Source organism: Streptomyces sp. NPDC003284 (assembly GCF_053589675.1).
This window is the reverse complement of sequence record NZ_JBSFSI010000015.1, coordinates 62,608-75,489: the sequence shown is the minus strand read 5'-3', so window position 1 is coordinate 75,489 and position 12,882 is coordinate 62,608. Positions and strand designations below refer to the sequence as shown.

12 protein-coding genes are annotated in these 12,882 nt (G+C 72.3%); 5 read left to right on the top strand and 7 right to left on the bottom strand.

The window, feature by feature from the left end:
* Nucleotides 1-71: 71 nt before the first annotated feature.
* Nucleotides 72-794, top strand: a complete 723-nt coding sequence (locus ACWDYF_RS27375; protein ID WP_451584308.1) for an AraC family transcriptional regulator — start codon at nucleotides 72-74, stop codon at nucleotides 792-794.
* A 218-nt stretch (nucleotides 795-1,012) separates the two neighbouring features.
* Nucleotides 1,013-2,188, top strand: a complete 1,176-nt coding sequence (locus ACWDYF_RS27370; protein ID WP_389468070.1) for a 4-hydroxybenzoate 3-monooxygenase — start codon at nucleotides 1,013-1,015, stop codon at nucleotides 2,186-2,188.
* A gap of 74 nt (nucleotides 2,189-2,262) precedes the next feature.
* On the opposite strand, the gene ACWDYF_RS27365 is transcribed toward ACWDYF_RS27370, so the two are convergent.
* The 7 genes from ACWDYF_RS27365 to ACWDYF_RS27335 form a co-directional block, all read right to left on the bottom strand.
* Nucleotides 2,263-2,997 (bottom strand): polysaccharide deacetylase family protein, encoded by a 735-nt coding sequence (locus tag ACWDYF_RS27365; RefSeq protein ID WP_389468067.1) that lies wholly within the window; start codon nucleotides 2,995-2,997, stop codon nucleotides 2,263-2,265.
* The gene (locus ACWDYF_RS27360) at nucleotides 2,987-4,102 is read right to left on the bottom strand and encodes a lysylphosphatidylglycerol synthase domain-containing protein (protein ID WP_389468064.1); all 1,116 of its coding nucleotides are present in this window, start codon (nucleotides 4,100-4,102) and stop codon (nucleotides 2,987-2,989) included. Before ACWDYF_RS27360 ends, ACWDYF_RS27365 begins: the two co-directional genes overlap by 11 nt.
* Nucleotides 4,099-5,223: a glycosyltransferase family 2 protein gene (locus ACWDYF_RS27355; protein WP_381736529.1), complete on the bottom strand. Its 1,125-nt coding sequence runs from the start codon at nucleotides 5,221-5,223 to the stop codon at nucleotides 4,099-4,101. Before ACWDYF_RS27355 ends, ACWDYF_RS27360 begins: the two co-directional genes overlap by 4 nt.
* Nucleotides 5,220-6,572 (bottom strand): endonuclease/exonuclease/phosphatase family protein, encoded by a 1,353-nt coding sequence (locus ACWDYF_RS27350; protein WP_389468060.1) that lies wholly within the window; start codon nucleotides 6,570-6,572, stop codon nucleotides 5,220-5,222. The genes ACWDYF_RS27355 and ACWDYF_RS27350 overlap by 4 nt, the downstream gene beginning before the upstream one ends.
* Before the next feature lie 20 nt (nucleotides 6,573-6,592).
* Nucleotides 6,593-7,621, bottom strand: a complete 1,029-nt coding sequence (locus ACWDYF_RS27345) for a glycosyltransferase family 2 protein (RefSeq protein WP_389468058.1) — start codon at nucleotides 7,619-7,621, stop codon at nucleotides 6,593-6,595.
* Between the two features lie 132 nt (nucleotides 7,622-7,753).
* Complete coding sequence (locus ACWDYF_RS27340; protein ID WP_389468055.1) at nucleotides 7,754-8,608, bottom strand: UbiA prenyltransferase family protein; 855 nt, start codon at nucleotides 8,606-8,608, stop codon at nucleotides 7,754-7,756.
* Between the two features lie 236 nt (nucleotides 8,609-8,844).
* Nucleotides 8,845-9,882 (bottom strand): NAD-dependent epimerase/dehydratase family protein, encoded by a 1,038-nt coding sequence (locus ACWDYF_RS27335; RefSeq protein ID WP_381736533.1) that lies wholly within the window; start codon nucleotides 9,880-9,882, stop codon nucleotides 8,845-8,847.
* Between the two features lie 484 nt (nucleotides 9,883-10,366).
* Between ACWDYF_RS27335 and ACWDYF_RS27330 the strand changes: the two genes are divergently transcribed.
* The 3 genes from ACWDYF_RS27330 to ACWDYF_RS27320 all read left to right on the top strand — a co-directional run bounded on the left by ACWDYF_RS27330 (nucleotide 10,367) and on the right by ACWDYF_RS27320 (nucleotide 12,880).
* Nucleotides 10,367-11,359, top strand: coding sequence for an aldo/keto reductase (locus ACWDYF_RS27330; RefSeq protein ID WP_381736534.1), 993 nt, complete (start codon nucleotides 10,367-10,369; stop codon nucleotides 11,357-11,359).
* Between the two features lie 166 nt (nucleotides 11,360-11,525).
* Complete coding sequence (locus ACWDYF_RS27325; RefSeq protein ID WP_389468051.1) at nucleotides 11,526-12,323, top strand: phytanoyl-CoA dioxygenase family protein; 798 nt, start codon at nucleotides 11,526-11,528, stop codon at nucleotides 12,321-12,323.
* The gene (locus ACWDYF_RS27320) at nucleotides 12,320-12,880 is read left to right on the top strand and encodes a DUF6309 family protein (protein WP_389468048.1); all 561 of its coding nucleotides are present in this window, start codon (nucleotides 12,320-12,322) and stop codon (nucleotides 12,878-12,880) included. The genes ACWDYF_RS27325 and ACWDYF_RS27320 overlap by 4 nt, the downstream gene beginning before the upstream one ends.
* The last annotated feature ends 2 nt before the right edge of the window (nucleotides 12,881-12,882 follow it).

Genomic DNA, 12,882 nt, shown 5'->3' with positions numbered 1-12,882 from the left:
CGGTGCCGTCCCCGCTGCCGCCGCCCACGCTGCCCACCGAACTCCAGGGGAAGCTCAGCGGAGCGGGGTGGATGCCGCACGGCCACTCCCTGGCCGCCCACTCCCACACCACGGGCCAGCTCGTCTACGCGGCCGCCGGAACGCTCGCCACCACGACGGAGCGCGGCACCTGGGTCGCCCCGGCCAACCGGGTCACCTGGACACCGCCCGGCTTCGTCCACTCCCACCGCTTCTACGACCGCACCCACGTGCGCCTGCTCACCGTCCCCGTCGAGCTGTGCGGTGAACTCCTGCCGTATCCCAGCGTGTTCGCGGTCAGCCCGCTGCTGCGAGAAGCTGTGCTCGTCCTGACCGAGGACCGGCCCGAGAACCGTCCCGGCGCCCGCGGACGGCTGCTCGCCGTGGTCATCGACGAACTGACCGACACCCCCGAACTCTCCCTGCACCTGCCCGAACCGGCCGACGACCGGCTGCGCGCCGTCACCGACCTCCTGCACGCCGACCCCGCCCGGCCCGCGACCCTGGCCGAGCTCGGACGCGCTGCGGGAGCAGGCGAGCGCACACTGAGCCGCCTGTTCCGCACCCAGCTCGGGATGAGCTTCCACCGGTGGCGCACCATCCTGCGCATCCATCACGCCCTGGCCCACCTGACGGACGGCATGTCGGTCACCGACACGGCGATGGCGTGCGGCTGGTCCAACCCGTCCAGCTTCATCGACGCCTTCAACGACGTCGTCGGCCAGACCCCGGGCAGCTACCGCGCGGACCTGCGCGACAGCCTGACATCGCCGTAGCGGCCGCGCCGACGGAGCCAGGGACGCAGTCGGCACAAGCCCTCACACGCTCGGCGCGCGCCATGTTGGCGGCTTTCCGGTACGCCGTGTCCGGTCACCGGTTGGCCGGGACCGCGGGCGGTTCCACAGTGGGACCAGCACGCCGCGCCGCCCGGGTGGGACGACCACCCGCACTCCGGCGCGTGCGACCCCCCATCCCGCGAGGAGCTCGAAGACCCATGACCCAGACCGGCAACGACACGACCGTGGTGATCGTAGGAGGCGGAGTCGCCGGACTCGCGCTCGGCACCTTCCTCGTGAGGAAGGGGATCGACTGCGTCGTCCTGGAGAAGAACAGCCGTGAGTACGTGGAACAGCGGCAGCGGGCCGGTTCCCTCGACGCCGTCGGCGTGAGCGTGCTGAACGAGTGGGGAGTGGGCGAGGCCGTCCAGGGCGACCGCCACGACGGCTCCACCGCGGGCATGCCGCTGCTGATCGACGGCGAGCTGCGGCAGTGGCGGCGCGGCGGTCACGGCGGGGAGGAGGGCACCGGCGGGGTGTTCTGCCCGCAGCAGATCCTCGTCCGCAACCTCATCAGGATCTTCCTGCGCGACGGCGGCGACCTCCGCTTCGAGGCCGCCGACGTCTCGCTGCACGACATCGAGACCGACCGGCCGCTGGTCCGCTACCGGGACGTCCAGGGCACGACGCGGACCCTCAGGTGCGACGTCGTCGCGGGCGGCGACGGCTACCAGGGGGTCAGCAGGACCGCTTTCCCCGACGACGTCCTCACCTGCCGCACCCATGAGTTCGGCTACGCCTGGCTCAGCGTGATGGCGGCGGTCCCGGCGGACCCCCTGTCCGTGCTGGCCGTGCACTCCCGCGGCTTCGCCGCGAAGATCACCCGTGGCCCGGACCGGAGCCGCATCTACCTCCAGTGCCCGCTGACCGACACCGTCGGGCAGTGGCCGGACGAGCGCATCTGGAGCGAGCTGGAGGCACGCTTCGACGGCCCGGTGGAACCCCGGGGCCGGATCCTCAGCAAGCAGGTCGTCCCGCTGCGCGGCGTGGTGTTCAGCCCCATGAGTCATGGCCGGCTCCACCTCCTCGGGGACGCGGCCCACCTCATCCCGCCCATGAGCGCGGAGGGCATGAGCCTCGCCGTCCACGACGCCGACGTGCTCGCCCGCGCGATCGTCCGGCAGGTGGAGAAGCAGGACTCCACCCTGCTGGACGGCTACTCCGACACCTGTCTGCACCACACATGGGAGCGCCAGGCCGCCGCGGTCGCCCTCACCGACCTGATGCACGACTCCGGCGACGCCACCTACACGGGGGAGTTCCGCAGGCAGATCGCCCGGAAGAACCTGGAGGCGATGCTGGAGCCGCTGGAGGCACACCACGAGAACGCGTGAGCCGGCTCCTCGCCGGGCCGGACGCGCGGGCGGGTGGTGCGGCGGCCGCCCGCCCGCGCGTCCGGGACCGGGGGCTACAGCGGAGCGAAGCGCGCCCCGCGAGCGCGCAGCGTCGTCAGCGCCGTATCCAGCGCTTTGACGGTGTGTGAGCGGTCACCCCCGCCGTCGTGGCAGAGGATGATGTCGCCCGCGTGCGCGCGTGAGATCCGCTCGACTATGTGCTCGACAGCGGGCCGGCGCCAGTCCTTCGGATCCACCGTCCAGTCCACCGGCGTCAGGCCGTGGTGGCGTACGGCGGCGAGAACCGAGCGCGACCAGCCGCCCGCCGGGGCCCGGAAGAGAACAGGGGCGACACCGGTCTCGTCCGCCACCACGCGCTGGGTGTGGGCGATCTCGTGGTCGAGCGCCCCGGCCGCCAGGGCGGCGAACGGCTGGCGGTGGGTCAGCGAGTGATTGCCGAGGTGGTGTCCCTCGGCCAGCACTCGGCGCAGGAGTCCTGGGTGCGCTCTCGCCCGTGCGCCGACCACGAAGAAGGTGGCCCGCACCCCGTGGGAGGCGAGGACGTCGAGCAGGGCCGGCGTCCAGTCGGGGTCGGGACCGTCGTCCACCGTGAGTGCCAGGGGCGCGTCGAGGGTCGGCGCGCCCGCCGTGCCGACCGGGACGCGGAAGACGGGCCCGTGCCCGAGCAGGGGACCGGCCACCGCGCCCTTGGCGGCCCGGGCCCGCAGCGCCTCGGCCCGGCGCACCAGGCTCCAGGCCGCCTGTGCCCCGAGGGCCAGCACCGCCGAAGGGGACGTCTCAGGCGCCATAGGGTGCCTCCCCCGTCACACCGAGGGGGCTCCCGCCCCGGCGTGCGGTCGCCGAGCGGCCCGCCAGTACGGCCGTACCCGCGCCCAGGATCTCGGTGGCGGTGCAGCACAGACGGCTGGCCAGGGCGGCGGCGCCCGCCTGGGGCCAGGGCAGATCCGCGGTGAGGACGACCATCAGGACGACTTCACGGACGCCTGCTCCGCCGGGGACGACCAGGGCGGCGGCGCCCGCGGCGGCGGCCAGCGCGAAACCGCCCACGCACAGGCCGAGTGCTGCGGCGCCGGAGGCTCCGAGCACCACCGAGATCATCCACAGGTGCGCGCCGCCGACGACCCAGGACAGCACTTCCCAGACGATGGCCCGGCGCAGGTCGCTGTCCCCGACCCGCAGCTCCGGTTCGGGCCTGCGAAGGAGCTTCGCGGCGGCGCGCGCCGCCCGGGAGACGGCAGCCGGTTTCCAGAGCAGGGCCGCCAGCGCCAGGGCCACCGGCAGCAGCCACCAGGCGCCGTCGCCCATCGCCCGGGGAGCGGCGAACACCCCCACCACGGCCGCCGTCAGCAGTACCACCACCGAGTTGAGGACGTACCCGGTGACCATGCGCTGTGCGGGGACGCCGTTGCGACGTCCCAGGTGCACTCCGGCCAGAGCGCTCCAGAAGGGACCGGGCAGGTACTTGCCCAGGACGGTCGCGCCGAAGATCTCAGCAGTGGGTCCCCAGCGCAGGGGGGATCCCACGCCGGCCAGCGTGCTGCGCCAGGACGCCATGCTCAGCGCCAGTCCGGCGAGGTTGACGACAGCCGAGCCGACCAGCCAGGGAACCGCGCCCTCGCGGGTGAACAGATCTCTGACGACCGGGCCGCTGCCGTCCAGGGCCCGCCACATCCCGTACGCGGCGCCGCCCACCAGCACCACGGCCAGCGCCCGCCGCACCGGCCGGGACCACTTCCGTCTCCCGGGGGCGGAGCCGGAGCCGGGAGACGCGGTGTGCGTCCCGCCGGGCCCGCGCTCGGCAGCGCGTTTGCCGTCGGGGCCGGGGACGGTGGCCACCGACGGCCCGGGAGGCGCGACGCCGTCCGTCCTGCCGTCGCGGCGGACCCCGGTCATCCGGTTCCCCCTTCCGTACGCTCGCGGGACGCGAAGCGTGCGGTGCGACGCGCCGGGGGCGTCCCGTCCTCCTGGAGGCGGTGGCCCGGGGGCGCGCCGAAGTCCCGGTCGATCTTGCTGCGCAGCCAGCCGGTGGCGGCGCCCAGCGCTATCTGGAGGTTGACCAGCAGGTGCAGGCCGACGAACAGCGGCAGGAATCCGGGCCCGCGCCGCCGCCCGACGAAGCACAGCAACGGCAGGTCGGCGCACGCGAAGGCCACCAGCCCGAGCAGGGGGAGCACGGCCAGCGGCGGGACCGCGACGGCCGGCAGCGAGGCCACGGTGAACAGCGCCGCGACGACCCCGGCCATGCTGTTGGCCCGGAGCGCCCCGGGCCGGCGCCGGTGGGCGGCGGCGAAGGGAAGCAGGTACTGGGCCCGGCGGAACTGCTCGCGCAGCATCGCGCCGAGCCGGTGCTCCTCGTCGTGGGCGGCCTCCACCTGCGCGGTGAGCAGGATGCGGTACCGGGCGGACAGCCGTTCGCTGTACTCCACGTCCTCGCTGTCCCGCAGCGCCGGGTGGAAGGGCCCCACTTCCTCGAAGACATGCCGCGGAACCGCTGCCGCGGCGAAGAACGCGGTGGGCGTGGGGCCCACACCCTTGAGCCGCCAGTGGTGGGCGTGCAGGGTGCGGTACCACTCGATGGGGCCGTCGTCCACGAGCGGTTCGGGGGCTATGACGCCGTGCACGCATCCGAGTCCGGGATCCTCGGCCAGGAGCCGTACGGCGTTCTCCAGCGAGCGGGGTGACAGGGCCTCGTCGGAGTCGAGGAAGAAGAGGATGTCACCGCGGGCGGCGGCGGCGCCGGCGTTGCGGGCGGCGGAGACGCCCTGATTGGCCGTCGCCCGCAGCACCCGGCAGCCGAAGCGCTCGGCCACGTCGGCCGACCCGTCGGTGCTGGCGTCGTCGGACACGATGATCTCGAAGGGCGGCAGGGTCTGCCGGCGCAGGGATTCCAGGCACAGCGGCAGTGTCTTGGCGTAGTTGTAGTTCGGGATGACCACCGAGACACGGGGTGGCGAGGCGCCGCCCGTGCCGTCGGCGGATCCCGGCGGGACCGCGTGCGGGCCGGATCCGGTCACAGGGACACCTCCATGACTTGGGCTCGATGATCGGACAGGCGGTTCATGTCGTCGAAGCGATAGCTGTCGACCGTGACCGGGCCGGTGGAGAACGCCCAGTCCAGCCGCCACAGCCCGAGGACGGTGACCAGTTCGTTCCAGGAGTGCGGGTAGAGATCCGTACCGCTGTCCGCCGCGTCCCGCATGGTGCTGCGCAGCTCTTGCATCTCCCCCATGGCGGGACTGCTGTTGAAGTCCCCCGCGACGAGGGCGGCGGCACCCTTCGCGCGCTGCTCGCGCAGTTCCGCGTTCAGGCCCCGGAACTGCGCCGTCCTGGTGCGCTGACGGTCACGCAGCATGCCGAAGACACCGGGGGAGATGAGCTGGGGGCCGGGGTCGATCTGCACCGGTATGTGGACGTTGTACAGGGACAGGGACCGGCCGTGCACCCGGATGTCGACACGCAGGGTCTTGACCGCCCGGTACACCTCCAGCCAGGGCGCGTCGGGTCTGTCGGCGACCGACTGGCCGGTGCCGACCAGCTTGGAGCCGATGACCGGAAACCGCGAGAGGGTGATGAGTTCCCCGCGGGTCACGACGTGGTATCCCGGGAACTCACGGTGGATCCGGGCCAGATCGTCGACCGGCCTCAGGTTCTCCTGCCGGTAGTCGATGCCGTGGAGGTACTCCTGGAGCAGGTAGACGTCGGCACGCTGGGCACGCAGTGTCTGCCAGAAGCGGTCCGTGTCGACGTCCTGCCCCCACCATGTGGTGTTCCAGGAGACGATGCGCAGGTCCCCGGCGGTGGACGACACGTGGTGGGTGAGCGCGGTGAGCCGTACTCCGTTGCGTGACCAGCTGACCGAGGCGGAGACCAGGGCCAGGCAGCACACCAGGAGCAGGACCGCGCGATGCCGTCCGGGCCGCGGCACCGGGTGCCCGGACGGTCCGCTCGCCCGGCCGGTGTCCGGCTCGGCGACGCGTACGGCCGCGCGGCCCCCGTCCGCGCTCACCGCGCTGTCGCCGGCGGTGCCGGCTGCCGTGCCGAACTCCCGCACGCCGGTGCCCTCGGCCGCCCCCCGGCCCCTGCGCCGCAGCCCGGCGACACCGGCCCACACGATCAGCAGCACCGGAACGAGCAGGAAGGCGAGGGGCGGTACGAGGTCGGGGACCAGCATGACCCACCACCGGCCGCTGAGTATGCGCTGCACCACTGCGAAGCAGGTCCAGAGCACGGCCAGGGCGGTCAGCGTCCGGGGCGTGTGCAGCCGCCGTGCCCGGCCGGCCCGCGCGCCCCGCTTCCTGAGGGTGCTGTGTCCGCCGCCGGGCTCGGTGTCCGTGCCCGCCCGTCCGGCCGCGGTGCCCCGCACGGCCGTCCCGTCGCCGGGCTTCACAGCGCCGGCGCGACGGCCGGGACGGCCGGGTCGCGGTCGTAGAGTCTGCGGAACGACGGCGAGCAGAGCCAGTGCACCGTCCCGACGCCCACTCCCACCGCCACGGTGAGGTTGAAGGCCAGCTGGACGCTGATGAAGCTGGGCATGAACGCGATGCCGCGGCGGGCGGCGACGAAGCGGTACATGCCGAGGTCGAGGCCGATGACGGCGCACAGCAGCACCACGGGGAGCGCCCACGCGACCGGTCCCAGCAGGGCGGGGGCCGCGAGGGAGACCGCCGCCAGCAGCGAGACCAGGCTGGCCCAGGAGCGGGAGGCCGTCTCGAAGCCCTTGGCGAATTTCCTGCGCCGGGCGTAGAGCGGGATGCGCAGCCGGGCCCGGGTGAAGATCTTGCGGATCAGCGGCCACATCTCGTGGTCGTCGTCGTGGAAGCCGCGGATCACCGGGGTCAGCAGCAGGTCGTAGCGCTGGCTCAGCCGCTGCCCGTAGTCGACCTCCTCGGTCTGGCGCAGGTTCGGATTGAACGGCCCGATCTCCTGGAAGACCTCGACCCGCATGGCGCACATGGCGGAGATGAGGAAGCTGACCGTGCCCTCGGAACTGGTCCGCCAGTAGTAGGCCTGGAGGCAGCGGCACTCCTCGACGAGGCTGTCCCGGATCAAGGGCTCCGGCTCGTACATGCCGCAGACCGCGCCCGCCTCCGGGTGCGCGGTGAGCAGTTCGACCGCTGCCCGCACGGCACCCGGTCGCAGCGCGACATCGGAGTCGAGGAAGAACAGGATGCTCCCGCGGGCGTGTGCCGCTCCGGTGTTCCTGGCGGTGGCCACCCCGCTGTTGGTTCCGGTACTCACCACGCGCACGCCGTGGGACCGGGCGATCTCGTAGGAGCCGTCCGTGCTGCAGTCGTCCACGACGATGATCTCCAGGTTCGGGTAGTCCTGGTCCTTGGCCGACTGGATGGACAGTCCGAGAGACCTCGCGTAGTTGTAGTTGGGGATGATCAGTGACACCAGTGGTTCTGCCACGGCTGTCCTTTCGGTGTTGTCGGGCCGGTGCCTTCCGGTGCCGCGCCGGCACCGGGAACAGGTGCGCCGGAGCGGCCGGCGGGGAGGGGTGCCTTCAAGATCCAGAAGTTTCAGAAGAGGGGGGAGAGGTCTTCAGGCGAGGAGCGCGAAGAGGCCCGCCCACGCCACACCGCAGCCGATCAGCAGCCGATCCCTGAACAGGGTCCGTACGGGATCGGCGCCGCCGCCGCCGACCAGCAGCACCTGGAGGTACCGGAAGACGGCGAAGACCGACACGGTGAGTGTGAGGAAGGCGGACGCGGCCGCGGTACCGCTCGCGTCGGGCGCGGCCGTCAGGCAGATGCCGAGGGCGACCGCGGTCAGCGTGGCGCTGATCATGGTCAGGCAGTCGATGAGCTGGAGGGAGTACCCGGCGAGGGCCGGCCTGTGCTCGCCCGCCACGTCGATCAGCTCCCTGCGCCGTTTGCCGAGCACGAGGAGCAGGCAGCTGCTCAGCACCGTCAGCAGCAGCCAGGAGGAGGGCCGCGCGCCGATGGCCAGGTAGCCCTGGACGGCTCGCAGGACGAAGCCCAGCGCCACCACGAACGAGTCGACGAGCGACACGTGTTTGAGGCGGTAGCTGTAGGCGAGGTTCAGGACCAGATACGCCAGGACCGGCCAGGCGGTGGCCGGTGACGCGAGGGCCACGCCCACCGCCAGCGCGGCGGCGACCACGGCCAGATACGTCCAGGCGGCACGTGGCGACAGGGCACCCGAGGCGAGCGGGCGGTGGCTCTTGGCGGGGTTGAGCCGGTCCCGCTCGCGGTCGGTGATGTCGTTGAGCACGTAGACCGCGACCGAGGCGAGTGTGAACAGCGCCGTGGCCCACAGGACGGCGAGGGCCGTCCGGGCCGCGTCCTGGTGGACGAGCACCGCGGGCAGGGCGATGACCAGCGGGTTCTTGGCCCACTGATACGGGCGGGAAAGACGCAGCAGGGCACGGGCCATGCCGGGCGCGGAGCGATCGGCGGCGGACACCCGCCCGGGGGCGGGGGAAGCGGTGTCCGGAACGGCCGGTGTGCCGGCGACCGCTGGAGCTGGAGGGACGGTGGGGGACGACGGGACGGCGGCGGGGGCCGCCGGGTTGACACCGTGCATGGCTCTCCTCGAACCGGCGGGAGGGGGAGCGGGAGGGGGAGCAGGAGCGGGAGGGGGAGGGGGCGCTGACCCGTTCACGCGACGGTTCAGAAGACGGCCTTGGCGAGCCGGAGAACCCCCTGCTGCCAGGGGTCGCGGCTCGTCCGGCCGCCGGAGCGGTCACCCGTTGTGTGCTGCTGGCCCTGCCACCAGGCGAAGCTGCGGGAGATCGCCTCGCGGTTGGAGTAGCGGGGAGCGAAGCCGAGCTGGTCACGGATCTTGGAGATGTCCATGTAGCTGTCGGCGCGGAGTTTGCGGATGAGCCGCATGTAGACGGGCGAGAGACGGGCGCGCGCCAGCAGTTCCAGCACCGCGACGGCCGGCCGCATGGGCAGGCCGATGACCCGTTTGCCGTGTCCGGCCGCGTCCAGGACCGTCTGGAAGTCCTCGCGCAGCGTGCCGAACTGCGCCGCGCCGACGTTGAACTCGGTGTCGGCCACGTCGGCCGGGGCCTCGGCGGCGAGCAGTACGGCGTCGACGAGGTCCTCGACGTCCAGCATCTGGCTGCGCACCCGGCCGGAGCCGAGCACGGGGAAGTGGTGTCCCTCGGCGGCCCATTCGAAGAGCATCGCGAAGATGCCCAGCCGGCCCGGCCCCAGAAAGGTCTTGGGCCGGAGCACGGGTATCACCGTGCCGTCGGCTCGGGCCCGCTCCACCAGCTCCTCGGCGCGGGCCTTGGCCCTGCCATAGGGATCGATCGGCCGGCGGGGGCAGGTCTCCGGTGTCGGGACCTGGGTGGGCAGGCCGTAGACCGAACCCGTCGAGAGGTGGACGACCCGGGGAACGCCCTGGCTCGCCGCGGCGGCCAGGACCGTACGCGTGCCCTCCACGACGATCGAGTCGATCTGCGCGGGGGCGTAGCTGGGCAGCGCCGAGGCACTGTGGACCACCAGGTCGGCACCTGCGACGGCACGCCGTACCGCGGCGCCGTCGCGGATGTCGCATGTCACCAGGCGGGTGGCCGCGGCGTCCGGGCGGTGCGCCAGGTCGAGGCCCACGACCTCGCAGCCGTTCCCGGCCATCCGCCGCGCCAGCGCGGTGCCGAGCATGCCGCTGCTGCCGGTGATCACCACGCGGCGGAGCACGGGGTCACCTCCCGCTCGGGGGAAGGCATGGAGACACATGTGAATGCGGACTGTTTCATGAGTGTTTCCGTTCAGTGAATCGGACGGAAAGGCCAGCTGACACCTGTGGTGAGCCCGGCCCGAGTCGGTGAGACACGTGTCGAAACCATGGCATGGCACTCAGTGCCCAGTGAAGACACCTCATGATCTGATGAGGAGTCAGATATATCTTCCGGTCAGTCTGGCGAGCCGGAATTCGCTACCCCGTTCCTTCGCCGCCTTCTCGGCCGCGCCCTCGCATCGGTGAACAAGTGCGAAGAATGTTCGAGCCCTCACACTCAAAGGAGCGTGCATACTGCGCAGGTGAGGGGCCGGGTGACCGAAAGGCATGCCGTCGATCCGGCGCGGAAGTCATATGCAGAGTGGCCGGATCAAAGCCGCGCGATCACGGAAGGTGATCTGCCACTTGCGTATGTGTGTGTTTCTCGACGTAGTGTGCCGAGACATGAACACATTGCGAGACAGACGACTGGGCGGCAGCGACATCACGGTCGGGGCGCTCGGTCTGGGCTGCTGGGCCATCGGCGGCGAGTGGCAGGACCCGGAGGGCAACCCGCTGGGCTGGGGCGCGGTCGAGGACGAGGAGTCCGTCGCCGCCGTCCGCCGGGCCCTCGACCTCGGCGTCACCTTCTTCGACACCGCCGACACCTACGGCGCCGGCCACAGCGAGCGCGTCCTCGGACGCGCCCTGCGGGGACGGAGGAGCGAGGCCGTCATCGCCACCAAGTGGGGCAACGTCTTCGACGAGACGACAAAGACCCTGACCGGTACCGACGACTCACCCGAGCACATGCGCCGCGCGCTCGTCGCCTCGCTGGAGCGCCTGGGCACCGACTACGTCGACCTGTACCAGCTCCATCTGTCCGACGCCCCGCTCGACCGCGCCCTCATGCTGCGCGAAGCCTGCGAGGACCTGGTCCAGGAGGGGCTGGTCCGGGGATACGCATGGAGCACCGACGATCCGCGGCGCGCGGCCCTCTTCGCCCAGGGGGCCAACTGCCTCGCCGTCCAGCATGCGGCCAACGTCCTCCAGGACGCGCCGGAACTGTTCGCCCTCTGCGCGGCTGAGGGCCTCACCAGCGTCAACCGCAGCCCGCTGGCGATGGGGCTGCTGGCCAAGGCGGCGGGATCCGGGTCCGGAGGCGGCGCCCGTGACATTCGCGCCGTGCCGCCCTCCTGGCTGACGTGGTACGGGCCGGGCGGCGTACCCGCGCCCGACTGGGCGCGGCGGGTGGCGGCCGTCCGGGAGGTGCTGATGAGCGGGGGCCGCACCCTCGCGCAGGGAGCCCTGGCCTGGCTGTGGGCGCGCAGTCCGCAGGCCCTGCCGATCCCCGGATTCCGCTCCGTCGCGCAGGTCGAGGAGAATGCCGGGGCCTTGGAGCGCGGCCCGCTGGAGGAGAGCCTGATGAAGGAGATCCAGGTCCTGCTCAGCGCCTGACGGCGGCGCGCCCGACGAGCCCCCCCGTATCGGGGGCGGACGAGCCACGCGCGCGGACCCCGGACCGCCGATCCCGGGAGCCGTGCGCGAACACAGCACGCCGCAGGCGGACTTCGGCGCCGCGGCGCCAGCCGAGTGAACCAAGTGAACCAGGGGTTCCGCGCCTATGACAGACACCCGTACCATCGACGCCCCGGTGGAGCAGTTCACCGAGGACGGGTTCCTCGTACTCCCCGGATTCCTGCCGTCCGGCCTCGTCGACCGCCTCGTACCCGAGGCCGACAAGTGGGTGGACACCGGCCTGCGACAGGCATCCATCGACGCCTGCCGACCCGGCGCACGGCCTCCGCTGACCGTCGAACTGGACCTGGAGGCGCACGGGGAACTCGCGGCGTACCCGCCGTTGCTCGAACTGCTCAGCCACCCCGCCCTGTTGGGCGAGTCCTTCGTCTTCCATCATCTGCACAGCGACCGGCGGCCCGCCGGAGCGCCCGGCAAGAGCTGGCACCACGACTACGAGCAGCGTCCCCAGCGGGACCGGCGGCTTCCCATGGTCCACGCCCTGCACTACATCCGCGGCCTGACACCGGAACAGGGCCCGCTGGCGGTTCTCGCGGGATCCCACCGCGAGGTCGCGGACAAGGACGTCCTCAGCCACCGGGGCACGGGCACCCTGCCGGGTGAGACGGTCATCGACACCCTGCCGCCCGGCTCCACCGTGGTACTGCACTCGGCGCTCTTCCACACGCGCCGGCCCGCCGCCCCGGACGCGGGCGCGACCGCACCGCGCTACATGATCGACGGGTCCTACTGCCGTACCGGCCGGCTGTGGCCGCCCGTCAAGCCCTACTGGCGAGAGATCCTGGCGGTGGCACGCGCACGCGGCCTGGCCGCGGGACGACCGGAGCTGTTCGACGAACGGCACTTCGCCGAGTACGGGCGGCCGGAGGCCCGCGAGCGGTGAGGGTGCTGGAGACCCTTCCCTTCGAGGCGGTGCTGCGCCGCTTCGCCGAGGACCACACCTACGACGCCGAGGATCGCACCAACTTCAACGACCGGGCCGAACGGCACCTCCTCTCCGCGCGGCGGGAAATGCCCGGCCGCTGGCGGCGGCTCCTGCTGGAGGGGCCAGAGGTGGGGAAGGTGGTCCTCCCCTGGCACGCGGGCGAGGGCGGTGAGGCCGAACTCGTCCCCGCCACCGGACTGACCGTGACCGAGGCGGTGGACCGGCTCGCCGCCCTGGGCACCTCCTACGAGCGCTCCAATCCCCTGTGCTCCCTGAAGATCGCCCGGCAGCGCCGAGCGGATCCCCTGCCGCTGTTCCTGAGCACACGCCCCGTGAGCGGCCCCGACCACGATTCCCTGACTATCCGTCAGGGGATCATTCACCTGGACGGACTGCATCGCATGCTCGCCTGGGCCACGTCCGGCCGGCTCACCCCCGGCCGGTGGTTCGAGGCGTATGTGGCCGGACCGGGGCACGGCGATGAACCGTGCCCCGGCGGACCGTCCCCCTTTTGACC

Excerpts from the sequence above, each read along its gene's own strand:
- ACWDYF_RS27325 (WP_389468051.1), top strand. The coding sequence starts at position 11,526 with ATGACAGACACCCGTACCATCGACGCCCCGGTGGAGCAGTTCACCGAG.
- ACWDYF_RS27360 (WP_389468064.1), bottom strand. The coding sequence starts at position 4,102 with ATGACCGGGGTCCGCCGCGACGGCAGGACGGACGGCGTCGCGCCTCCC.
- ACWDYF_RS27370 (WP_389468070.1), top strand. The coding sequence starts at position 1,013 with ATGACCCAGACCGGCAACGACACGACCGTGGTGATCGTAGGAGGCGGA.
- ACWDYF_RS27340 (WP_389468055.1), bottom strand. The coding sequence starts at position 8,608 with ATGGCCCGTGCCCTGCTGCGTCTTTCCCGCCCGTATCAGTGGGCCAAG.
- ACWDYF_RS27365 (WP_389468067.1), bottom strand. The coding sequence starts at position 2,997 with ATGGCGCCTGAGACGTCCCCTTCGGCGGTGCTGGCCCTCGGGGCACAG.
- ACWDYF_RS27330 (WP_381736534.1), top strand. The coding sequence starts at position 10,367 with ATGAACACATTGCGAGACAGACGACTGGGCGGCAGCGACATCACGGTC.
- ACWDYF_RS27375 (WP_451584308.1), top strand. The coding sequence starts at position 72 with ATGCCGCACGGCCACTCCCTGGCCGCCCACTCCCACACCACGGGCCAG.